The sequence below is a fragment of the Streptosporangium sp. NPDC002544 genome (assembly GCF_040295965.1).
Classification (GTDB): Bacteria; Actinomycetota; Actinomycetes; order Streptosporangiales; family Streptosporangiaceae; genus Streptosporangium.
On the sequence record NZ_JBEOWJ010000044.1, the window covers coordinates 1 to 21,279 of the forward strand.

Genomic DNA, 21,279 nt, shown 5'->3' on the forward strand with positions numbered 1-21,279 from the left:
TCTTCAGCGCCGATGGTACTGCACCGGGGACGGTGTGGGAGAGTAGGTCGCCGCCGGACAATCTTTCATGAGGGCCCTCACCTTTGGTGGGGGCCCTCGTGCTTTCCGGGAAGGGTTCCGAAAGGCCAGGGCTCCTCGTGCCCTCAGAGGGTGTCGCAGGGTATGCCCCATGACATGCCGTCCGCGGCTCGGCTCGTCGCCGCGGCCCGTGACTTTCTGGAGAGCGATGTGCTCCCGGTCGTCGAGGACCGGGTCCGTTTCCACACCCGGGTGGCGGTCAACGTGCTGAGCATGGTCGAGCGGGAGCTCGAACTCGGACCCGCGCAGCACGCCGCCCACCGCGTGCGCCTCGACGAGCTCGGCTTCGCCTCGGATGCCGAGCTCGCCGCCGCGATCCGCGAGGGGCTGGACGGCCCGGATCTTCTCGACGCCTTGGCGGCGGCCGTACGGGACAAGCTGGCCGTGGCGAACCCCGGCTACACCGCGGCCCCGGACGTCCCGCCCCGCCCCTGACGGCCCGTCTCGTCTACTCGGTTCTGAACTCGGCCTGGTCGTGCCCCGGTCCGACCCGTCGGCAAGGTGCCCGCCGGCCGCGTGTCGCCCGATGCTTCTGCCGATTATGGGCGAAAGTCGCGAGGCTTTCAACCAAATCTCTCGTCCGACCGGGTTACGCGACGCTTCGTCGCAGGTCGATCCGCATGTCGTGGATGTGAGCGGTCGTGGGCGCCTGCCGGATCGACCTGCCCGGGTTCCTGCGAACCGGAGCCCGGTTCGCCGTCCTGGAGGGCGGACATCCAGGTCTACCTGGGAAGACTCCCCAAGGTTGGGGCGTCCGTGGCCTGGTGACCAAGATCGTACACTAGGGCGACTTTGGTCGTGGGCGACAGAAAGTTCAAGAGATCGCGACAAAAGTGCTTCCTAAATGGGTAAAAGACGCGTAACTTCCACGCCAAGTTCTCTGCACGGCATCGAGAGGGCGAAGTGAGTCGGTCGGCGGCATCCACGGCAGGTCCCCGCAGGGAGATGACCTGCCGGGCGATGCCGCCGGACCTGCGGCGGAAAGGGGTCGGTGGTCACTCGGTCGAGGCATCGGGGATCACGGGGCTCCATCCACCCACACGGAAGTAGGAAAAGATGAGCGCACACGAAGAAGAGATCGACGAGGTCGCCGGCGCGTTGCGCCGCAGGCTCGGGCTGAACCGTCGCCAGTTCCTCGCGGCCACGACGGGAGTCACCGCGGTGGCCGCCATGTCGGCGGTCGGCCCGCTCGCGTCGGCCGCGTACGCGTCCCCCGGCGACGAGCAGGAACGCGGCCATGGCCACGGCGACAAGAACGTGCTGGTACCGGAGGCCAAGCGGGGCATCATCCTCTACACCGTCCGCGACGTGATCTCCCGTGATCCGGCGACGAACCTGCCCGCCGGCTTCCGGCGCGTGTTCGAGGAGCTCTCCCGGATCGGCTACAAGCAGGTGGAGTTCGCGGGCTACCGCCAGCACGCGAACGCCGAGGGCGGGGCCGACCTGGAGACCGTCGAGGGCGCCCGGCTGCTGCGCCGGTGGCTCGACGACAACGGGCTCAAGGCACAGGGCAACCACGGCTTCATCCCCGGCTCCTGGCCACTCACCGAGGCCGACCTCGATCGCTTCAAGCGGACGCTGGAGATCGCCAACATCCTCGGCATGGAGCACGTGGGCACCGGCGGCGACCCGACCAACAGCGTCTACAAGGCTGACTGGGACGTCGCCGCCCAGAAATGGAACGGCCTCGGCGCGATCGCCTCGGCCGCCGGCCTCAAGTTGTACACGCACAACCACGACGCGGCGTACGGCTTCCTTCTCGACGAGGGCCCGCTCGACGAGCTGGGCAGGCCCACCCGCTCGTCGGGCGTCCGGAAGCTGGAGTACTTCCTCAAGATCACCAGCCGCAGGCACGTCTATCTCGAGATGGACATCTTCTGGGCGCACGTGGCCCAGTTCAAGCACCACACCTACACCGCGCGCAACGGCTCCACCAAGACCGACATCTTCGACCCCCTGAAGCTGGTACGGCAGAACGAGAAGCGCTTCCCGCTGTTCCACGCCAAGGACGGCAAGGCCAACGAGGCCACCGCCAACGGCTACGACATGGTGCCGTTCGGCACCGGGGACATCGACTACAGCGCCTTCTTCTCCAAGCTGGACATAGAGAAGCGCCACAACCCGATGTACGAGCAGGACAACGCACCCGGAGGAACGGCGGAGCCGGGCCGCTCGCTGCAGTACGCGGATCTCAGCTACAAGAACATGGCCGCCCTGCGCCGCGGGCGCCACTGACGCCCCGCTTGAAGAACCCGAGAGGTTCGGCGGACCGCCACGTGATCGCTGCCGTTGCCGCGGCGCGAGTGGCGGTCCGCCCTGTCCTGACACCCCCCTGAAGAAGAGGCTCAGGAAATTGAAGCGTACCCGCATGATGGTCGGCAGGGCACTCGCCGCTCTGTTACTCCCCTCGGTGGTGCTGGTCGCCGTGCCCGCACCCGCACACGCCCATGAAGCCGCTACGCACTGGTCGAACTACGAGAAGATCACGCTGACCAAGAACGTCGGCGAGCCGATCGACATGGCGGTCCTCCCGGACAGGAGGGTCCTGCACACCGCCCGCAACGGTGACATCCGCCTGACCGACGGCGACACCGGCATCACCAAGGTCATCAACACGATCCCCGTCTACGCGAACTCCGAGGACGGTCTCCAGACGATCGCGATCGACCCCGGCTTCGCCCAGAACAAGTGGGTCTACGTCTACTACGCGCCGAAGACGATGACAGCGCCGTACCCGGAGACGACCCCCACCGGGTCGGCGCCCAACTCGCTGCCCGCGGGCGCGGACGAGTCGTACTGGAACCAGTGGAAGGGCTACAACCAGCTGTCCCGGTTCAAATGGACCGGTGACGCCCTGGACCTCTCCACCGAGCAGGTCATCATCAAGATCGAGACGCAGCGCGGGCAGTGCTGCCATGTCGCGGGCGACATGGACTGGGACGCCGAGGGCAACCTCTACCTCGCCACCGGCGACAACACCCCCGCGGGCACGCCCGGGGCCAACGGCATGGCGCCCAACAACGACGCCCCCGGGATGAATCCGGGGCTCGACGCGCGGCGCGGCGCGGGCAACAGCAACGACCTGCGCGGCAAGATCCTGCGGATCACCGTGCAGGAGGACGGCTCCTACACGGTCCCGGCCGGCAACCTGTTCCCGCCGGGAACGGCCAAGACCCGTCCTGAGATCTTCGTGACGGGTGTGCGGAACGCCTTCCGCATGGACGTCGACGACGTGACCGGCACGGTGTCGTGGGCTGACTACGGCCCCGACGCCGGGGCACCCGACCCCGCCCGGGGCCCACTGGGCTACGTCGAGTGGAACGTCACCCCCATCGACAAGCCGATGAACAGCGGCTGGCCGTACTGCACCGGCGACAACTTCAACTACAACGACTGGAACTTCGCGACCTCGACGCCGCGCGCGTGGTTCGACTGCGCGGCCGGACCGGCGAACACCTCGCGGTGGAACACCGGGCTGGACACGCTGCCTCCCGCGACCCCGGCGGACCTCTACTACGGCGACAACAACACCCACCAGCCGGCGGAGTGGGCCGGGCTCACCGACTTCGAGGCGGCGGGCGGGCAGGGGCCGATGGGCGGCCCCGTCTACCACTACGACGCGGCGAACCCGTCGACGACGAAGTTCCCCGAGTACTGGGACAAGAAGTTCTTCTTCGCCGAGTTCTCGCAGGACTATCTCGCGGCGTTCACCGTGACGGCGCCGGACGGGCCGGTGACCAAGCTCGAACACTTCCTGCCCAACAGCGCGCTGACCGCGGCGGCGATGCCGATCACCGACAGCCCGATGGACATCGAGTTCGGCCCCGACGGATCGCTGTACGTGCTCGACTACGGCGACGGCTTCTTCCGCGCCAACCCCGACGCGGGCCTGTACCGCATCGACTACGCCGAGGGGAACAAGACCCCGCAGGCGAAGATCGTCGCCAAGCCGTCGTCGAGCAGTACCGCGCCCCTCACCGTCGACTTCAGCGCGGCGTCGTCGACCGACACCGAGCCGGGCCCGCTGCGCTACGAGTGGGACTTCGACGGCAACGGGACCTTCGACGCCACCGGCGTCACGGCCTCGCACACCTACACCGTGCTCGGGCAGTACGCCGCCCGGCTCCGGGTGACCGACGCGCAGGGCAGGTTCGGGCTCACCTCGACCGAGATCACCGTGGGCAACACCGCGCCCGAGGTGACCATCCAGACGCCGGGCAACGGCGCCTTCTTCGACTGGGGCGACGCGGTGCCCTTCCAGATCAAGGTCTCCGACAAGGAGGACGGAGACAACCCCGTGTGCAGCCGGGTGCAGTGGACCTTCGGGCTCGGCCACGACGTGCACGCGCATCCGGAGACCCTCGGCACGGGATGCTCAGGCGCGTGGCCGACACCGGCCGACGCCCCCGAGCACGGTGAGACCGAGAACATCTTCGGCGTCGTGGTGGTGAGCTACCGGGACAACGGTGCCGGTGACATCCCCGGGGCGCTCGGCGACGCCACGCTCATCCTCAACCCCAAGCAACTGCAGGCCGAGCACGCGGACGCGAGCAGCGGTGTCACGAGGGTGGAGGACGAGAGCGCGTCCGGCCTGGCGAAGATCACGTCGTTCGACGCCGGGGACTGGATCGCGTACGACCCGGTGAACTTCGCCGGCATCACCGGTGTGCGGACCCGCGCCTCCGGTGCGGGAACGTTGTCCCTGCGGTGGGACTCGGCGACGGCGGATCCGTTCGCCACCGTGACCGTGCCCGCCGGGGCGGGCTGGCAGAACGTGGACACCGCGCTCACCGGTGCCCCGACCGGCAGTGGGAAGCTCTACGTCACCTCGACCGGCGGCGTGGAGGTCGACGGGTTCACCTTCCAGGGCGCCGGGGTCGGGGACGAGACGCCCCCGACCGTGTCGGCCACGCTCGCCCCTGCCCAGCCGGGCGGAGAGAACGGCTGGTACACCGGCAACGTCACGCTGACGGTCACCGCGACCGACAACGGCACGGTGGCGAGCCGGCAGTACTCGCTCAACGGTGGTACCACGTGGTCGAACGCCAACAACCCGGTCACGCTGAGTGCCGAGGGTGCCGTCGAGGTGTTCTACCGGGCGACCGACAGCGCGGGCAACGTCTCGCAGGTCGGCAAGGTCACGGTGCGGATCGACAAGACCGCCCCGGTCCTGTCCGTGAGCGGGGTGGAGGCCGGTAAGCACGGTGACTCCGCGTCCCTCACCCCCGTCTTCTCGGCGTCGGACGCGACCTCGGGAGTGGCGAGCGTGACGGCGGCCATCGGTGACCTGCAGGTCACCTCCGGCCAGCCGGTCGAGCTGTGGCGGCTGGCGCTCGGCGCGAACACGCTGACCGTCACCGCGAAGGACAAGGCGGGCCACGTCACGAAACAGACCGTCGCGTTCGAGGTCACGACCTCCTTCGCCGACCTTCAGCAGCTCCTCGACGGTTTCAAGGCGGCCGGCCTGGTGACGGGCGGCTCGCTGAACGACCATCTCCAGGAGGCCAGGAAGCACGCGGACAAGGGCAAGACGAAGAACGCCGTCAAGTCCCTGGAGCAGTTCGGGAAACACGCCCGCGACCCGCGCAAGGTGACCGACGCCGCGGTGCGCGCCGTGCTCGTCCGAGACGCGGAGGCGCTGATCGCGCAGCTTCGCGCCCCGGCCGGCGGATGACGCGGGCGCGGGGGGAGGGCCTGACCGGCTCTCCCCCCGCGCTCGGCGTGGGGATGTCAGTGGGCGGTGAGGTCCAGGTCCTTGTCCTTGTCCTTGATCCTGGGATCGCCCTCGTCGGCGAGGTAGTGGTCGGGCAGGGTGGCGTCATCGCCCTCGGCCACCTTGGTGGAACGCGCGATGACCGTGCCAAGTGCGGCGACGGCCAGGTTGACCGCCAGCGCGACGATGCCCGCGTAGATCGTCATCTTGGTGTCAAGACCCAGCTTCTCCAGCGGGAACGCCGACCCGGCGAAGTGCAGCTTGCCGGTGACCGGGTTGCCGATGTTGTAGAGCATGAGCATCCCGGCCCCCATGCCGGCCACCCATCCGGCGATCAGGCCGCCACGGTGGAACCAGCGGGTGTAGAGGCCGAGCGCCACGGAAGGGAGCGTCTGCAGGATGATGACGCCGCCGATGAGCTGCAGGTCGATGGAGAAGCCGGTGTCCAGGAACAGGATGCACAGCACCGCGCCGACCTTGACGAGCAGCGAGGTGATCTTGGAAACCCGGGCCTCGTCGGCGTCGGTGGCGTTCGGCTTCAGGTACTCCTTGTAGATGTTGCGGGTGAACAGGTTCGCCGCGGCGATGGACATGATCGCCGCGGGGACCAGCGCGCCGATGCCGATCGCGGCGTAGGCGACGCCGGTGAACCAGTCGGGGAACATCCGGTCGAACAGCTGCGGCACGATCGTGTTGTTGTCCGTGCCGATGGGCTTGATCCCGGCCGCGATGGCCATGAAGCCGAGCAGCGCGATCAGGCCGAGCAGCAGGCTGTAGGCCGGGAGCGCGGACATGTTCCGCTTGATCACGCCGCGGTTCCTGGAAGCGAGCACGCCGGTGATGCTGTGCGGGTAGAGGAAGAGCGCGAGCGCCGACCCCAGGGCCAGCGTGACGTACTGCAGCTGGTTGTTGGCATTGAGCAGGGTGCCGTCGCCGGGTGCGGGACTGGCGTCGAACTTGGCCTGGGCGGCGTCGAAGATCCCCGACCAGCCGCCCTCCAGCTGGGCGGGGATCGCGATGATCGCCACCAGGATCACGACGTAGATCAGCGTGTCCTTGACGAACGCGATCAGCGCCGGGGCGCGCAGGCCCGACTGGTAGGTGTACGCGGCCAGGATCGCGAACGCGATGATGATCGGCAGGTGGCCGGTCACACCCATCGACTTCAGCACCGCCTCGATGCCGACGAGCTGGAGCGCGATGTAGGGCATCGTCGCGACGATGCCGGTGATCGCGACCAGCAGCGCCAGCGTGGGCGAGCCGAACCTGGCCCGGACGAAGTCGGCGGGGGTCACGAAGCCGTGTACGTGCGAGACCGACCAGAGGCGGACCAGTACCAGGAAGACGATCGGGTAGACCACGATCGTGTAGGGCACCGCGAAGAAGCCCGTCGCGCCCGCGCCCCAGAGCAGGGCGGGCACGGCCACGAAGGTGTAGGCGGTGTAGAGGTCGCCGCCGACCAGGAACCAGGTGACCCACGAGCCGAAGCTGCGGCCGCCCAGGCCCCACTCGTCGAGGCTGGCCAGGCTGTCCGGGCGGCGCCAGCGCGCCGCCACGAACCCCATGCCGCTGACGAGCAGGAACAGTACGGTGAAGATGATGATCTCGGTCAGGTGCGCGTCCATCCGGTCACCGCCGCTTGGTCATCTGGTAGACGATCGAGGTGCAGGTCACGCCGACCGCGATGAAGGCGAGCTGGAGCCAGTAGAAGAGCGGAAAGCCCAAAAGCCGGGGTTCATCGGAATTGTAGAGAAATGGAAGTAAAGGTAGGATGATCGGCACGATAAGCAGCCAGTTCCACGGGCTGCGATCGCTTCGGTCCCCGTTCGGTGTGGTCAACGCGGTCTCCTGTGGCTGGAGAGGGGACGCCCGAGCAGGATCATCCCCATCGGTTGACCGGCAGCGTAATTACCTGGACGTTTCTTGCGGGCCATCGAGCGCCGAGTGGAACGGTTGGCGCGACGAACGGTAGGTCAGCCGGGCCCGGCGATGTCGTCGGCGATGTCACGGGCGCCGTACCCCTCGGGGGCCTCCGCTTCGACGACGGGTTCCGGCCGGTCGTCGAACTCCAGGCGGAGTGCCCTTGACATGGTCGCGTGCATTTCGTAAAGGCAGGTGATGTAGGTCAGCTCCAGGATCTGCTCGTCCGGCAGGTGCGCCTTCAGGACCGCGAATATCTCGTCGTGCACCCGGCCGCCGTCGAGCACCAGGCCGTCGGTGTAGGCCAGCACGGCCCGCTCCAGCTCGTTGAAGTGCGGGCTGACCTGCCAGTGCGCGACCGCCTGGACCTTCTCCTCGGGCACCCCCAGTGCCCGCATCTGCTTGCAGTGCTGTGAGAAGACGAACTGGCTGCCCCGGGCCCAGCCGGCCCGCGACTGGCCGAGCTCGCGCAGCACCGGGTCTATCTTGCTCTCCCGGTACAGCTGGAAGCCCTTCACGCAGTGCCGCAGGATGACCGGGTCCAGTGCGAAGACGGTCCACCAGTCGCCGGGGGAGCCGGTCGCGGTGCCCGGTTCGGCCACCGGGTCCCGGTCCGGGCCGAACAGCCGGTCGTAGAAGAAGAGCGTCAGCGGGTCCGTGGCCTCCGCGCGGGGGACCTGGCGCAGGCGTGGCATCACACGGTCCTTTCCGCGGCGGTTCTCGGTTCGTGCCGGACGTCGGTGGGCAGGCCCAGTTCCCTGGTCCAGGCGGCGAACTCCACCAGGATGCCGTCTGGATCCTTGAAGTAGATCGACCTGACGAACACGCCCTCTCCCATGGTGGGCGCCACCCCGAACTCGCTGTCGTCGTGGTTGAGGATCACCCCGACGTCCACGCCCTTGGCGATGAGCCTGTCGCGGTACTCCTCTATCTTGTCCGGGGCGACATCGAGGGCGATGTGGTTCATCGAGCCGACCGCGGAGAGCATCTCGCCCCGGTCCGGCAGGTTCTTCGGCGCCGAGACGCCGGGGATCCCCTCGGGTGCGTCGGGGAACCAGAAGAACGCCAGCGCGTTTCCCCCACCGCAGTCGAAGAAGAAGTGCTGTCCCCATCCCATCGGCAACTCGATCGTCTTGATCAGAGGCATGCCCAGGACGCCGGAGTAGAAGTCGATCGTCTGCTTCATGTCCGAGCACACCAGTGCGAGATGGTTGATCCCACGTAGCTCGAACTCGCTGTTGTCCGCCATGTTCTCCTCGCCTCTTCGAGTAACTCATTACTTATCACAGGAGGGTGGAGGCGGGCAGACGGCGCGCACTCCTGAGGGGCCGGGGAGCGCGCGCCGACCGGATCTTTCCGTACGGGCTTCAACTGCCATTAACCGGTTAATTTAAAAGGCGGGCGATGTTATCTCATGGTTAGGCGGCTCTGTCCGTGAGTGATCCTGAATGTCGGAGCCAGAGAACTGAATCGAGCAAGTTACCGGGAGGTTGCGTGTGAGGCGGCGGTGGTGCCGGCATCGCGTTACCGGCGTGCTGCCCCTTGATCCCCCGGCTCCGGTTCGTTCATGGAACCTGCTGGCAGCAGCGGGTTGACTCGTCCCGCCGGGGTGGGAGCAAGAGCGTCCCCTTTCTCTCCCCAGTGAGCCGACCCGCTATCCTTGGCCGAATAAGAACCGGTTCATCAGGGGGAACTGTGAAACGTCCGACGATCGCTGACATCGCCCGTCGTGCCGGCGTGTCCAAGGGCGCCGTCTCCTACGCGCTCAACGGGCAGCCAGGGGTCTCGGAGGCCACCCGCGCCAACATCCTCGCGATCTCCAAGGAACTCGGCTGGCAGCCCAACAGCGCGGCGCGCGCCCTCAACGGTGCCCGCGCCCGCACCATCGGCCTCGCGCTGTTCCGCCCGGCCCGCACCCTGGGCATGGAACCGTTCTTCATGGAGCTGATCAGCGGTATCGAGGCCGAGCTCGCGGACCGGTCCTACGCGTTGATGCTGCAGGTGGTCACCGACCACGCGCAGGAGATCGAGGTGTACCGGCGCTGGTGGGGGGAGGGGCGCGTCGACGGCGCCTTTCTGGTGGACCTGCACCTCGACGACGCCCGGGTGGAGGCGATGCGGTCACTGAACATGCCGGTCGTGGTGATCGGGCATCCCTCGCAGGCGGGTCCGCTGAGCACGGTCTGGTCGGACGACGGCCTGGCCATCAGGGAGACCGTGGAGTATCTGGTGGCGCTGGGGCACCGGAGCATCGCCAGGGTCGCGGGGCTGCCCAGGCTCGTGCACACCACGCTGCGCGACCAGGCCTTCGTTCAGGCGTGCCAGGACGCGGGCCCGGGGCGCGTCGAGCATCTGATCGTCCACACCGACTACACCGGCGAGGAAGGGGCCAGGATGACCAGGCGGCTGCTCAGCTCGCCCCGGCGGCCCACCGCCATCGTCTACGACAACGACATAATGGCCGTGGCCGGGTTGTCGGTGGCGCAGGAGATGGTTCTGGACGTTCCGGCCGACCTGTCGATCGTCGCCTGGGACGACTCTCCGCTCTCACAGGTCGTGCGCCCGCCGCTGACCGCGCTCACCCGGGACATCCCCGCCTACGGAGCCTGTGCCGCCCGTCAGCTGCTCGCGCAGATCGCCGGAGAACCGGTCGACCTCTCGGTGGAGGACCGCCCTGCCACCCTGATCCCGCGCGGCAGCACCGGCCCCGTCCGCGGCCCGCGTTGACGGTCGGAGTCGACCGGTATCGGGGGCCGGCGCTCGCACCTCATGGGCAGGCTGGAGGAGGTGCTGGTCACCGGCTGACGATCTCGTACGGCGAGGCGGCGAAAACACGACAGAGGATGTCCTGTTTTCGCGCCACGCTCGTCCCATGAACAGGACGCTGGAAGGAAAGGTCGCCCTGGTCGCCGGGGCGACGAGGGGAACCGGCCGGGGGATCGCGGTGGAACTGGGCGCCGCGGGCGCCACGGTCTACTGCACGGGCAGGAGCACGCGGCGGCGGCGCTCGGAGATGAACCGGCCGGAGACCGTCGAGGAGACGGCCGAGCGCGTGACCCGCGCCGGCGGGCAGGGCATCGCGGTCGAGGTGGACCACCTGGAGCCGGAGCGGGTGCGCGCCCTGGTGGAGCGGATCCGGCGCGAGCGGGGAAGGCTCGATCTCCTCGTCAACGACATCTGGGGCGCCGACCCGCTGGCGGAGTGGAACGTCCCCGTCTGGAAACACTCGCTCGACGACGGCCTGCGCATCCTCCGGCTGGCGATCGACACCCACCTGATCACCAGCCATCACGCCCTGCCGCTGCTGATCGAGAACCCCGGCGGCCTGGTGGTCGAGGTGACCGACGGCACCCTGGAGTACAACCTGGCCAACTACCGGCTCTCGGCCTTCTACGACCTGGCCAAGCTCTCGGTGAACCGCCTGGCCTTCACCCAGGCGCACGAGCTGCGCCCGCACGGCTGCTGCGCGGTCTCGCTGACCCCCGGCTGGCTCCGCTCGGAGAGCATGCTGGAGAACTTCGGCGTCACCGAGGAGAACTGGCGGGACGCCACGGCGAAGCAGCCGCACTTCGTGATCTCCGAGTCGCCCTCCTACACCGGGCGCGCGGTCGTCGCCCTCGCCGCCGACGAGGACAGGATGCGCTGGTCGGGGCAGTCCACCTCCAGCGGGCGGCTCGCCCAGGTGTACGGCTTCACCGACCTCGACGGCAGCAGGCCCGACGCCTGGCGCTATATCGAGGAGGTCGAGAGCAAGGGCAGGCCCGCCGACGCCACCGGCTACCGCTGACCGGCGCCGGGAGCGGTCACCCGGCTGACCCGCCGCTGCCGCCCGAGGAGCCGTACAGGTCATGCATGCGGGCGGCGGCACCGGCGACGCGGGTACGGAGGTCGGGCGGGTCGAGGACCTCGGCCTCCGGGCCGAAGCGGAGGACCTGGCCGTAGGCGACCTCCAGCGACTCGACGGGCAGGCGGAGCGTGACCCACCCCTGTCCGTCGGGCTCGCCGGCGGAGGCCAGCGCGTCGTCGAGGGCCGCCCGATCGGCGATGACGGGGAGCAGGCGAAGGGCGGCGGGGCTGAGCCTCACGGTGACGTCCGTGGTGAGCAGGGAGTTCGCGAATCGTGCCGACTTCTCGCTCCAGAACGCGGCCAGGTCGAAGGCGCCGTCCCGCTCGAAGCGCAGGGCGGGGTGGAGCTCGACCTCGTCGAAGCGATCGACCCGATAGATCGCGGACCGGGTCGCCAGGTACCAGACCCCCGCCTTCAGCACCAGCCCGTACGGCTCCAGACGCCGCCGGGCGGCCCCGGCCCCTCCGGTCTGCCCGGTCTGCCCGGTCTGTTCGGCCGGGCGGGAACGGGCGGCGCGCCGGTAACGGGCGGTGACCGGGTGGTCACCCCATACGGCCCTGGCCAGCGGTGCCAGTGCGGTAGGGGGAGGCCGCTCGTTCGCGAACCAGCCGGGGGCGTCCAGGTGGAAGCGTTGCGCGGCGGTCGCGGGGGCGTCCCGCAGGCCGGGGGAGAGCGCGGCCGAGGCCTTCAGCCGCGCCGTGGCGGCCACCTCGCCCAGTCCCATCTCCCGCAGCGCCTCGGGCACGCCCGACAGGAACAGCGCCTCGGCCTCGGCGCGGTCCAGCCCGGTGAGGCGGGTGCGGTATCCGTCCAGCAGCCGGTAGCCGCCGCCCCGCCCCCGGTCGGCGTAGACCGGCACGCCGGCCTCCGACAGGGCGAGCACGTCACGGTGGACGGTCCGCTCGGAGATCTCCAGCTCCCGGGAGAGCTCCATCGCGGTCATCCGGCCCCGAGCCTGGAGCAGCAGCACCAACGACATCAACCTGGCCGCGCGCATCCCCCGACCCTAGTGCGCGGGCCGGGGGATCCTCACCGGCCTTTCGGGGGGAACCGGGCCCCGTCGCGGAACCCGTTGAAGGCGGGCGGTCACCAGCCTGGCCGCGGCACGCCCGCGACGGCGGGTGATGTGAGGCCGGGCGAGGTCAGTCCGGGACGAGGGGGAGCACGACCGCGGACGGGTGGGCCGGGTCGTGGAAGATCTCGTAGTCGTTCGTGACCATCGCGCTGCCCGTGCCCAGGGGCTCGCCGGTGCCGAGGTTGCGGGCGATCCGGGGATAGGCGCCGCCGGCGACGTGCAGGCGGATCCGGTGGCCGCGGCGGAACCTGTGGCCGATCGGCCACAGGTCCACCCCGACCCGGCGGATCCCGTCATCCCCGGCGACCGGAGCGCCGGGAACCAGGCGGCGCACGCCCTCGCACACGTTGTAGGAGGCACCGTCCGGATGCACGTCGCAGACCCGGACCACCACGTCGCAGTGCTCGCTGCCGGTGCGGACGTACAGTTCGGCGGAGACCGGGCCGATCATCTCGGTGTCCCGCCGTAGCTCGGGGCCGGTGTAGACGAGCACGTCGCGCCGGGCCTCCAGCCTGCGGTTGTCGCGCGGCTCGGAGTTGCCGAGCAGGACCGGGCCGCCCTGCGCGGGCGTCGGGTGCGCGGGGTCGTAGCGGAAACGGCCGGGTTCGGCGTCGCCGGAGCCGCCGGAGCCGCCGGGGGAGAGGGCGAAGCCGGGCCGCAGGTGCCAGCGCTGCTCCCGCATCCGGGGAACCGGCCAGTCGGGATAGTCACGCCACTCGTTCGCGCCCGTCACGTACAGCCGGACCGGTTGCTCGCGCAGCCCCGAAGGGTCGCCAAGCAGGTGCGCCCGAAACCAGGCGAGCGCCTCGGCGTTGGCCACCCGGCTGTGCCGCACGTCCGCGTGATACCAGGGGCCGATCGTCAGGTACGGGTGCCGCCCCGCGGCCCGCATCGCCGCGTAATCCTTGATCTGCCACGGCAGGAAGACGTCGTACCAGCCGCCGGCCATGGTGACCGCGGCCTCCACCTCGCCCACCGAGGCGGAGAAGTCACGCCTGCCCCAGTAGGCCGCGGGCTCGGCGTGGTGGGCCAGCAGATCCTGGAAGAACGGCATGCCCCTGCCCGTGGACAGCCTGTCCAACTCCCCGAGCGGGCGCCCCGACAGGGCCGCGCGCCGAGTCCTGCGCGGGGCGAGCAGCGCGCCCGCCCCACCGAGAGGGCCGTCGATGGCGGCGGTCAGCGTGGTCCACATCAGCGACGACTCCAGGGCGAACGCCCCGCCCACGTAGGCGGCGTCCCGGAACTGGGAGGCGGTCACCGAGGTGGCCATGGCCTTGAGGTCGGGCCCGGCGAAAGGGGCGATCGCCCACTGGGCGTAGCCCAGGTAGGAGGGGCCGTGCATGGCCAGGTTCCCGCCGTACCAGGTCTGGCCGCGCAGCCAGGACAGCGTGGCCAGGCCGTCGTCGTGCTCGTCGCCGAGCGGGTCGAGCAGGCCACCGGAGCCGAACCCGCCCCGGCAGCTCTGGATCACGACCTGGAATCCGCGCCGCGCGAAGCCGCGGCCGAAGGCCAGCCCGAACACGCCGCGCCTTCCGTACGGCGAGCGGATCAGGATCGTGGGCGGCCGTACGGCGCCGGTCGGAACGTAGTGGTCGGCCAGCAGCGTGACCCCGTCGGGCATCGGTACCGGCAGGTCGCGCTGGATCGCGACCCGATGCACGGCCGGCCGCGGCCATGTGATCGTCGACATGTGCTCTCCTCACGCCGCTCCATACCTACTAACTGGTAACAGAACATGGCTCTGACGGCCAGGGTGTATCGCTGTGAGGCTCGCCATCCTCGTGCTCGGCCCCGGTTCGAGGCCCGGGGGCGAGGCCGTCGCGTGGCCACGTTGCATGATCACGGTCGTCGCCGGTACTGTGGCGACATGCGATACCCGGTTGCCCTTCGGTGGTGGCGCCGCTTCTAGGCGGCGCAGGTTTCGCATTCGCGAGCAGACAGACGGCCGCCCAGGGAGGCGGCCTTCTCTGCGTCCGCTCCCTCTGGGCATCAGGGAAATCAAAGGGGCGATAACGCAGTGGAGACGAGCCGATATACCACCGCCGGCGGCGTGGGGATCGAGGTCACCGCGTCCGACGTGCCGGAGACGGTGCTTGAGGACGTCGTCACGACGCTCGGCGAGCGCCGTGGTGGAGTGCTCTCCTCCGGGATGGAGTATCCCGGCCGCTACAGCCGATGGCACCTCGCCTACGTCGATCCCTGCCTGGAGATCGTGGCCAGGGGACGCAGGATCTCCGCCCGCGCGCTGAACGCCCGCGGCAGGGTGGTGCTGCCCGCCGTCGTGTCCTGCCTGCTGGCGGCGGGCAAGCCCGTCGAGGAGCCGACAGGCGATTTCGTCGAGGTGCACGTGGCGGAGTCCGAGGACATCCTCCCCGAGGAGATGCGCAGCCGCCGTCCCACGGTCTTCACCGCGATCCGCGAGGTCATCGCCGTGTTCAAGGGCGAGGACGAGCACCTGGGCCTGTACGGCTCCTTCGGCTACGACCTGGCCTTCCAGTTCGAGCCGATCAAGCAGGTCCTGCCGCGGGGCGCCGACCAGCGCGACCTCGTGCTGCACCTGCCCGACCGGGTGATGGTGATCGACCGCAAGCGGGAGACCAGCAAGGAGTTCCGCTACGAGTTCACGGTGGACGGCCTCTCCACCCACGGGCTGGCCCGCGAGGGGGAGGTCGTACCGCTGCCCCCCGCGCCGTCCGAGCTCCCGGCCGACCCCGAGAAGGGCTCCTACGCCCAGGTGGTGGCCGCGGCCAAGGAGAAGTTCGTCCGGGGCGACCTGTTCGAGGTCGTTCCCGGTCAGGTCTTCCACGCGCCCTGCGCCGACCCGGCGGCCTTCTACCGGGAACTGCGCCAGGTCAATCCGGCACCGTACGAGTTCCTGTTCAACCTCGGTGAGGGCGAGCACCTGGTCGGCGCCTCCCCGGAGATGTACGTCCGGGTCAGCGGCGACCGTGTCGAGACCTGCCCCATCTCCGGCACCATCGCCAGGGGCAGCAACCCGGTCGAGGACGCCGACGCGATCCGCACCCTCCTGTCCAGCGTCAAGGAGGAGTCGGAGCTGACCATGTGCACGGACGTGGACCGCAACGACAAGTCGCGCATCTGCGTGCCGGGGACGGTCCAGGTCATCGGGCGGCGCCAGATCGAGATGTACTCCAGGCTGATCCACACCGTCGACCACATCGAGGGCCGGCTGCGGCCGGAGTTCGACGCGCTCGACGCCTTCCTCACCCACATGTGGGCCGTCACCGTCACCGGTGCCCCCAAGACCTGGGCCATGCAGTTCATCGAGGACCACGAGGCCACCACCCGCCGCTGGTACGGCGGAGCGGTCGGCTACATCGGCTTCGACGGCTCGATGAACACCGGCCTGACCCTGCGCACCGCGCAGATCCGCGGCGGGGTCGCCACCGTCAGAGCCGGGGCCACGCTGCTGTTCGACTCCGACCCCGCCTCCGAGGAGCGGGAGACCGAGCTCAAGGCCAGCGCCCTGCTGGGCGCTCTGGCGGCGGTCGGCGTGACCCCGCAGGAGCAGGCCGAGCCCCAGGTGGCCGCGGCGCCGCCGGGAAGCGGGATGAAGATCCTGCTCGTCGACTGCGAGGACTCCTTCGTCAACACCCTCGCCGACTACTTCCGCCAGCAGGGCGCCGAGGTCGTCACGCTCAGGCACGGCTTCCCCGTCACGATGATCGACGAGATCGCGCCGTCCCTGGTGGTGCTGTCGCCGGGCCCCGGCTGGCCCTCCGACTTCGGGCTCCCCGCCCTGATCGACGCCCTCTACGAGCGCGACCTGCCGGTGTTCGGCGTCTGCCTCGGACTGCAGGGCATGGTGGAGCAGGCGGGCGGCACACTGGAGCTGCTGTCCTACCCCGAGCACGGCAAGCGTGGCCGGGTCCGGCGGCTGGGCGACAGCGCCCTGCTCGACGGGCTCCCCGAGGAGTTCACCGCCGCGCGCTACCACTCGGTCCACGTCAAGCAGCCGGGTGTCGCCGGTTTCACCGCCACCGCGCTCACCCCCGACGGCGCGGTGATGGCGATCGAGGACGTGCAGCGGCGCCGCTTCGCCGTGCAGTTCCACCCCGAGTCGATCCTCACCGCGGAGGGAGGCGCGGGAGCGAAGATCATCGCCAACGTTCTCCGGCTCTGCCGCACGTCCGGGTAAAGAAGCGGTATTTCGAACCCGGCCCTCACCTCGGGTGACCATCATGTTCAGCGAGGGGATCGCCGGGTTCACCCGGCAGGTGAATCGCTTCTCCGCTACGGTTCTCGGGTTCGAAACGGCCAGAGCCTGGCCGTCGCCCACCTCGGCCGAGGGAGGCGAGGAGCCGCTCCCATCGGGAAGCGGAGGAGTCAGAGAGTTCTCCCCGTCGTAGGGACCGCAGGGGTGACGGCCGGACCTGGCCGCCGCCCCCGCGACCGGGGGAGGAGCGGGCATGAGGTCGGACGGTGTGCTGCCCGTCGAACTGCCCGACGCCGTACGGGAGGCGCTGCTGGCGCCGCTGGTCGACCAGAACTGTCACGGCGTGCGCCGTGACGACCTGACCAGGGCCCGGTTCGAGACGCTGCTCAGCGACGCGGGAACTCCGGCGCCCCCCGGCACCACCCACTTCGACACCCCCGTCGGCACCGCGGTCCGTCGCTGGTGCGCGCCCGTCCTCGGTCTCGCCCCGCACGTGCCGCCGGCCGTGTACCTGGCCCGCAGGGCGGAGTTGGGCGCCACCGAGGTGAACCGGCGACTGCTGGGCGCCGCGGGGATAGCCACCTTCCTGTTCGACGGATTCGACCGCTTCGACGGCCTGGACGGTGATCTCGACGGCGATCTCGACGGTGACCTCGGCAGGCCCGAGGTGCTGCCACCGGCCGAGATGGGCCAGGCGGGTGGCGCCGGCACCGCGCGGGTCGTCCACATCGAGCGGGCCGAGGAGGAGGTGGCCAGGACCGCGGTCTCGGGGGTCTCCTACATCTCGGCCCTCGCCCAGAGCCTCGCCGCGCGGGCCGTCCGCGCCGTCGCGCTGAAGTCGGTCACGGCCCACAGATCCGGGCTCCATCTCGACCCGGCCAGGCCGAGCCGGGGAGCGGTGATCGCGGCGGCCACTCGGCGGCTGGCCTGCCCGGGTGAGCGGCTCATCGATCAGGTGCTCCTGCGCCACCTGCTCTGGACGGCCGTCGACGTGGCCAGGGAGTACGGGCGGCCGCTGCAGTTCCACACCGGTCACCCCCACTACGGCGGCGCGCGCCAGGGGGCCCATGCCGGTCGCGGCGGTCCTGCGGTTCACGGCGGTCGCGTGGATGCCGGCGCTTTCGGGACTCCCGACGCCGTCGAAGGCCGCGCGGTCCCCGGCCGGTACGGTACGGGTCCGGCACCGATGACCGGCTTCATCATGGCTGTGCAGCCGGTGGGTGTGCCCGTCGTCCTGTTGCACTGTCACCCGTTCCACCGCCGGGCGGCCTACCTCGCCGGTGTGCTCCCGCATGTCTACGTCGACGTGGGCGCGGCGCTGACCCGCAGCGCCACGGGCTCGGCCGCGGTCATGGCGGAGCTGCTCGAACTGGCACCGTTCCACAAGCAGTTGTTCGGCTCCGGCGGCCACGGCGTGGCGGAGACCTGCCACCTTGGAGCCCTGCACTACCGGCGAGGACTGGCCGGGGCGCTCGCCGCGCGACTGGCGGACGGTGAGTGGAGCGCCTCGGACGCCGTCCGGGTGGCCCAGATGATCGGCTCAGGCAACGCCCGCCGGATCTACCGGCTGTGAGCGGTGCCCGTCTTCGGGGCGGCGGGGCTCCCCATGCCGTTACGGTCTACGATATGCGCGACCGGCGAGGCGATGAGGGGGATTCAGTTGACGGGCGATGAGGCAGAGGCACGTTTTCTTGACGACGTGACCGTGGAGTTGGTCAAGCACAGCGCCTCCGACTCCGACGTGCTCTGGGCGGCGCGGGTCTCGACCGCGGGGGAACAGTCCCTGGAGGAGGTCGGCAAGGATCCCGCGCGGTCCAAGGGGCTGATCAACTTCCTGATGCGCGACCGGCACGGCAGCCCCTTCGAGCACAACTCGATGACCTTCCTGGTCAGCGCGCCGATCTTCGTCTTCCGTGAATTTCACCGCCATAGGGTTGGATGGTCGTATAACGAGGAAAGCGGGCGTTATCGTGAGCTTCAGCCCAATTTCTATGTTCCGGGGATGGAGCGGAAGCTGGTTCAGGAAGGCCGGCCGGGTAAGTACGTCTTCGTCGAGGGCAGTGCCGAGCAGCACAAGGTCGTTACCGAGGTGATGGAGGCGTCCTACCGGCAGTCCTACGCCGCCTACCAGGAGATGCTGGAGGCCGGCATCGCCCGCGAGGTGGCCAGGGCGGTGCTGCCCGTCGGGCTGTTCTCCTCGATGTACGCCACCTGCAATGCCCGTTCGCTCATGCACTTCCTCTCCCTGCGCACCAAGAACGAGCAGGCCAAGGTGCCCTCGTTCCCGCAGCGTGAGATCGAGATGGTGGCGGAGAAGATGGAGGCCGCCTGGGCGGCGCTGATGCCCCTCACGCACGAGGCCTTCGTGGCCGGCGGCAGGGTCGCGCCCTAGGTCCTGCCGCCCGCCGGGTCTTCGGCCCGCTCTCCGAGGTCTCGCATGGACCGTGGTCCGGGACGCGGGCGGGTCAGCTCGTGGTCTCCTGGCGGCGCGAGAGGGTGGGCAGGACGAGGATCTCGGCCCCCGGGGGCAGCGTGCAGTCGAGGCCGCCGAGATGCCGGGCGTTCTCGCCGCAGACGAACATGCTGATGTGGCGGCGGATGCTCCCGTAGTCGTCGCGGAGCCGCTGCTCCAGGGACGGGTGCGTACGGCGGAGCGTGTCGAGGGCGGAACCCAGCGTGGGGTCGCCGTCCTCATGGTCGGCGACGGCGAAGACGCGGACCTCGGTGCTCTCGCCGGCCCAGTGCCGCAGGGGGGCGGGAAGCATGAAGGTCACCAGCGTGACGGGTCTGGCCATCGGTTCAGAGCGCCGTGTGGTGCGGGGCGGGCATGGCCGGTGCGCCCGAGGGGCGGGTGCCGCGGCCGGGGGTGGCCGCATGCCGGAGGCGGGCGTGGCCCTGGCCGTGGAGGGCCCACCGGAGGGCCCATCGGAGGGTCCGCCGCCGGTGGAGGGGACCGGGGGCGGATTCGTGCGGATGGACGGCTCTGGCGGGGACGTGCGGGGAACGGGGGTGGCGGTCGAGAGGGGGGCACGGGCTGTGAGGGGGGCAGTCGTGCATGACCATCTCCTTTCGGATTGGGCCTCATGCTGCCATGCCATACCGTGTCCCGCCGGGCTCTGTGGAATTTGCGTGATCACTTTGGGGGATTAATCCTGATTGTCGGTCAAGGCTCGCCCTGCGCGATGTCCCGGTGGATGTGGGCCAGGGGCATCCCGCCCTGCTGGAGCCGGTGGACCGTCTCGTTGACCATGGCGGTCGGGCCGCAGACGTAGGCCTCGTGGTCGGACCAGGAGTGGAACCGCTCCATCACCTCGGCCACCTGGCCCCGCATGCCGTCGTACCCCGGTTGTCCGGAGACCACGGGGAGCACCCGCAGCCACGGGAAGGCCGACGCCATCCGGAGCAGGTCGGTCAGGTCGTAGAGTTCCCCGGCGGTGCGGGCGCCGTGGAGCAGGTGGATGTTGGGGCGGCGACCGGAGCCGATCACATGCTCCAGGATGGCCTTGATCGGTGCCAGGCCGGTGCCGCCGGCCACGCACAGGATGTCGCGTCCGGAGTCGGTGGGAACCATGGTGCCGATCGGGGGCCCCAGCATCAGGTTGTCTCCGATCCGGGTGCGCTGGACCAGCGTGGTGGAGACCCAGCCGCCGGAGACCGCGCGGACGTGCAGGCGGATCGTGTTGTCGTCCCGGGGTGCGTTCGCGATGGAGAACGTGCGCCAGACGCGTGGCCAGCGTGCGGTCTGCACGCTGACGTACTGGCCGGGCAGGTAGGGCAGGTCCTGGTCGAGCCGTAAGGTGATCACCGCGATGTCCGGGGTGCGGACTTCGTGGTCGATCACCTCGGCCAGCCACCAGGCGGGGGACACCCCCGCGTCGGACTCGGCCGATTCGATCATGAGATTGGCGGCGGCGGTGTAGGCGGCGGTCCATGCCGCCTCTATCTCGGGGGTCCAGATCTCGGCGGCGAAGCGCCTGACCGTGGCCAGGAGCGCGTTGCCGATCGCGGTGTAGTGCTCGGCGAGCACGCCGTACTTCCGGTGGTCGCGGCCGAGTTGACTCAGGAACGAGGCCAGGCTGTCGGGACTGTCCAGGCTCCAGACGATTCTGGTCAGCGCGCCGAACAGGCGGTCGCGCTGTACGTCCATCGCCGGAGGGAACATCGTCCGCAGGTGCGGGCTCTCGGCGAACAGACGTCCGTAGAAGTATGCCGCGGCCTTGTCCGCGACAGGTTCGACGACGGCGAAGCTTTCCTTGACGAGACGCGGATTCAAAGACATTTAACGAACCCACCCTAATTGATCGGCTCAAAGTCCGATCACGCAGATCCACCTCCCTGACGGCTCCGGGTGACGAGCGACCGGTAGCCCCGGCTCACCTGATCACTCGAAATTTAAGTCTTCCATCACCAGGTAGGCGTCACAACCGTTTCTCGACAATACGGTGGGAAGTCTAACTATCCGTAATTAG

At 69.6% G+C, this 21,279-nt stretch carries 16 protein-coding genes; 8 read left to right on the forward strand and 8 right to left on the reverse strand.

The window, feature by feature from the left end:
• Positions 1-174: 174 nt before the first annotated feature.
• From ABT061_RS42400 to ABT061_RS42410, 3 genes are all read left to right on the forward strand, one after another.
• Positions 175-513 carry a DUF6285 domain-containing protein gene (locus ABT061_RS42400; protein ID WP_350928968.1) on the forward strand — a complete coding sequence of 113 codons (339 nt, stop codon included), beginning with the start codon at positions 175-177 and terminating at the stop codon, positions 511-513.
• 621 nt (positions 514-1,134) lie between these two features.
• Entirely contained in the window at positions 1,135-2,313 is a 1,179-nt protein-coding gene (locus tag ABT061_RS42405; protein WP_350928970.1) for a sugar phosphate isomerase/epimerase family protein, read from the forward strand.
• A gap of 118 nt (positions 2,314-2,431) precedes the next feature.
• Positions 2,432-5,752: a PQQ-dependent sugar dehydrogenase gene (locus tag ABT061_RS42410; RefSeq protein ID WP_350928972.1), complete on the forward strand. Its 3,321-nt coding sequence runs from the start codon at positions 2,432-2,434 to the stop codon at positions 5,750-5,752.
• Positions 5,753-5,808: 56 nt separating this feature from the next.
• Here the strand turns inward: ABT061_RS42410 and mctP are convergent, their stop codons facing one another.
• From mctP to ABT061_RS42430, 4 genes are all read right to left on the reverse strand, one after another.
• Positions 5,809-7,416, reverse strand: a complete 1,608-nt coding sequence (mctP, locus tag ABT061_RS42415) for a monocarboxylate uptake permease MctP (protein ID WP_350928974.1) — start codon at positions 7,414-7,416, stop codon at positions 5,809-5,811.
• 4 nt (positions 7,417-7,420) lie between these two features.
• Positions 7,421-7,630, reverse strand: coding sequence for a DUF3311 domain-containing protein (locus ABT061_RS42420; protein ID WP_350928976.1), 210 nt, complete (start codon positions 7,628-7,630; stop codon positions 7,421-7,423).
• A gap of 134 nt (positions 7,631-7,764) precedes the next feature.
• Complete coding sequence (locus ABT061_RS42425; protein ID WP_350928978.1) at positions 7,765-8,406, reverse strand: carboxymuconolactone decarboxylase family protein; 642 nt, start codon at positions 8,404-8,406, stop codon at positions 7,765-7,767.
• The gene (locus ABT061_RS42430; protein WP_350928980.1) at positions 8,406-8,960 is read right to left on the reverse strand and encodes a VOC family protein; all 555 of its coding nucleotides are present in this window, start codon (positions 8,958-8,960) and stop codon (positions 8,406-8,408) included. The genes ABT061_RS42425 and ABT061_RS42430 overlap by 1 nt, the downstream gene beginning before the upstream one ends.
• A 446-nt stretch (positions 8,961-9,406) precedes the next feature.
• Between ABT061_RS42430 and ABT061_RS42435 the strand changes: the two genes are divergently transcribed.
• Positions 9,407-10,438 carry a LacI family DNA-binding transcriptional regulator gene (locus ABT061_RS42435; RefSeq protein ID WP_350928982.1) on the forward strand — a complete coding sequence of 344 codons (1,032 nt, stop codon included), beginning with the start codon at positions 9,407-9,409 and terminating at the stop codon, positions 10,436-10,438.
• Between the two features lie 145 nt (positions 10,439-10,583).
• Positions 10,584-11,498, forward strand: coding sequence for an SDR family oxidoreductase (locus ABT061_RS42440; RefSeq protein WP_350928984.1), 915 nt, complete (start codon positions 10,584-10,586; stop codon positions 11,496-11,498).
• A 16-nt stretch (positions 11,499-11,514) separates the two neighbouring features.
• On the opposite strand, the gene ABT061_RS42445 is transcribed toward ABT061_RS42440, so the two are convergent.
• Both ABT061_RS42445 and ABT061_RS42450 read right to left on the reverse strand, forming a co-directional pair.
• Positions 11,515-12,555 carry a helix-turn-helix transcriptional regulator gene (locus ABT061_RS42445; RefSeq protein ID WP_350928986.1) on the reverse strand — a complete coding sequence of 347 codons (1,041 nt, stop codon included), beginning with the start codon at positions 12,553-12,555 and terminating at the stop codon, positions 11,515-11,517.
• A gap of 145 nt (positions 12,556-12,700) precedes the next feature.
• Positions 12,701-14,323 (reverse strand): CocE/NonD family hydrolase, encoded by a 1,623-nt coding sequence (locus ABT061_RS42450; protein ID WP_350928988.1) that lies wholly within the window; start codon positions 14,321-14,323, stop codon positions 12,701-12,703.
• A 327-nt stretch (positions 14,324-14,650) separates the two neighbouring features.
• Between ABT061_RS42450 and ABT061_RS42455 the strand changes: the two genes are divergently transcribed.
• The 3 genes from ABT061_RS42455 to thyX all read left to right on the forward strand — a co-directional run bounded on the left by ABT061_RS42455 (position 14,651) and on the right by thyX (position 19,202).
• Positions 14,651-16,792 (forward strand): anthranilate synthase component I, encoded by a 2,142-nt coding sequence (locus ABT061_RS42455; RefSeq protein WP_350928990.1) that lies wholly within the window; start codon positions 14,651-14,653, stop codon positions 16,790-16,792.
• Between the two features lie 271 nt (positions 16,793-17,063).
• A complete protein-coding gene (locus ABT061_RS42460) occupies positions 17,064-18,383 on the forward strand; it encodes an amidohydrolase family protein (protein WP_350928992.1) in 1,320 nt (439 codons plus the stop codon).
• A gap of 126 nt (positions 18,384-18,509) precedes the next feature.
• Positions 18,510-19,202, forward strand: a complete 693-nt coding sequence (gene thyX, locus ABT061_RS42465; RefSeq protein ID WP_350928994.1) for an FAD-dependent thymidylate synthase — start codon at positions 18,510-18,512, stop codon at positions 19,200-19,202.
• Between the two features lie 73 nt (positions 19,203-19,275).
• Here the strand turns inward: thyX and ABT061_RS42470 are convergent, their stop codons facing one another.
• Together ABT061_RS42470 and ABT061_RS42475 are read right to left on the reverse strand one after the other, a co-directional pair.
• Complete coding sequence (locus ABT061_RS42470; protein WP_350928996.1) at positions 19,276-19,605, reverse strand: ubiquitin family protein; 330 nt, start codon at positions 19,603-19,605, stop codon at positions 19,276-19,278.
• A gap of 368 nt (positions 19,606-19,973) precedes the next feature.
• A complete protein-coding gene (locus ABT061_RS42475; RefSeq protein ID WP_350928998.1) occupies positions 19,974-21,089 on the reverse strand; it encodes a globin domain-containing protein in 1,116 nt (371 codons plus the stop codon).
• Positions 21,090-21,279: the final 190 nt, after the last annotated feature.